This is a genomic window from Idiomarina xiamenensis 10-D-4, assembly GCF_000299895.1.
Classification (GTDB): Bacteria; Pseudomonadota; Gammaproteobacteria; order Enterobacterales; family Alteromonadaceae; genus Idiomarina; species Idiomarina xiamenensis.
Map to the genome: position 1 here is coordinate 1 of NZ_AMRG01000038.1, position 1,856 is coordinate 1,856.

Here is a 1,856-nt window from a genome sequence, read left to right on the forward strand (position 1 = left end):
GCTGGTTCAAATCCAGTCACGCCGACCAATTAACAACCTGTTTTTTAACAGGTTTTTTTGTGTCTGAAATTTGCCATCCTGAAGACCGCCCCAATTCCGCCCCAATTCCGCCCCAATATACAGTAGTTTGGATATCGGCTCTTTTGCTTCTAATTAAGCTCTGATTCAAACACAATCCAAAGCTTAACAGCCATAACTAAATAACCCCCACCGGCTGTGCTTCTACTTCCTCTGGCTCAAATTTAATTTTGTCCTCAGTCAACGCCTAAACTAGGCCACTCAATGTCATGTGGGAAACCCGCTTGCTCGGTAATATCTCTCAGTGCTTGGCGATACTCAGCTATTCCTGCTGGCGCATCAGGTGCGTCAGGCAGCATAAAATAGTCGGTGGCACGGATTAACTCATCGCGCTTGTTGCGCACATTAAGAGCTTCTGATTCATCTCGTTCAGCCTGCAGATCTTCGGCTGTTTTTAAGGTGTCCCAATCAATACTCATTCTGTCGGCTCCTGTATAGGCTTACGCTTAATTGGGCACGGACATTCACCGCTTGTTACGTCAAACGTGTAGTCCTCAATATTCATCGACTGCACTGATTCAGCAGTTTGTGTTGTGTAGCGATATTGCAGTGTTAAGTGGATAGCGCCGTTAGTGTCCCGTGTGATTTTTCCAATGAACGGATCTGACGCCTCAACTTCTCCCCCTTCTGATAGTTGGGATAAATCATAAGACTCACCGCGGTAACTGATCGTGTCTAAACTTACAGTGGGCGGAATGTCGTCGTGGCTGGATACTGTCGGCAATAAAGTAATTTTCATAATTATTTCCATCTACCAATAACGGTGTATGACGGGCGGAAATTAAAACTGAGGCCGGAAGAGAAGTTCAAAAAGACTTGGATGGAACTCGTAGTTCGATCTGATAAGCCTGAGTTTCTGAATCCGTATCCCACAAACTTAACCCAATCAGCGTAACTCTGAAATTGGGGAGTAAAGCTCACGGTATAGTCAGCGTTAATAAATTCAGCAGCAAAATTTAGAGTTCGGACGGTTGAATTTCCTGCTGGAAATGTTTCACTCAATGCCGTTCTACCCCAACAAATTAACGTTCCATCAGCGAACTTTACATACTCACCATTAGCGTTAGTCCCTCGCTCGATGATACCGCCAGTTGGCACACCCTCAGATTCCGAGATAGGACCGATAAAATTGTAATTATCCCATGCTCTCCGGTACGAATCGTCCTCTCCACCAAAGCGCCAGTAGAAATCATCACGCATGGCAACGGTTGCGGCCGCAGACTCAGAGCCTGCAACAGAAAAACCGTAATAATACTGGCTACCACCATTCGTCGGTCGATTACCCTCTACCGACGCCAAAAACTGTGTGGTAAACGGTGCGTTGAAGTTGCCTGTATTAGTGCCTACCTTCAGCAGGCCACCAGCCCCGACCTCTAATAGTTGACCAATCTCGGTGCCAACAGCTTTATAAGCCGCTGCGCCGAGTTGCCCTTTTGCTACTGCATCATTGCTTTCTGTTGCGTTCGCCACCTTCAGTCGGCCATTACTTGTCCGCTTCGCAATTGAATTACTCGTGGGGTTGGCTGAAACGCTGTCGAGCACCGCTTTTAATTGAGCGCTAAAGCTCCGCGCAGACTGCACCGCATCACGTAACCCCTCGATGGTATCGAATGCGACAAACTCAAAAGAGCCGCCGGTACCATTCCACGCTTTTCGAAGCAGGAATTGATTATCGATGACTTCCCCCTGAGCATTCTTTGGTAATCCTATTGCCTCAACAAACTGGTTCTGTGATTGAATAAATACGGCGGTGCCAGATGCAAAAAAGGCTAAGCTGC

At 47.1% G+C, this 1,856-nt stretch carries 3 protein-coding genes; all 3 read right to left on the reverse strand.

Features of this window, described 5'->3' with window-relative positions; translation table 11 throughout:
* Positions 1-254 precede the first annotated feature (254 nt).
* On the reverse strand, positions 255-497 hold the full coding sequence (locus A10D4_RS13230; protein ID WP_008490113.1) for a tail fiber assembly protein: 243 nt from the start codon (positions 495-497) through the stop codon (positions 255-257).
* Complete coding sequence (locus A10D4_RS13235; RefSeq protein WP_008490114.1) at positions 494-817, reverse strand: hypothetical protein; 324 nt, start codon at positions 815-817, stop codon at positions 494-496. Before A10D4_RS13235 ends, A10D4_RS13230 begins: the two co-directional genes overlap by 4 nt.
* Before the next feature lie 2 nt (positions 818-819).
* Positions 820-1,856: hypothetical protein (locus A10D4_RS14205; protein WP_008490115.1), on the reverse strand; the 1,037-nt coding region annotated here is incomplete at its 5' end.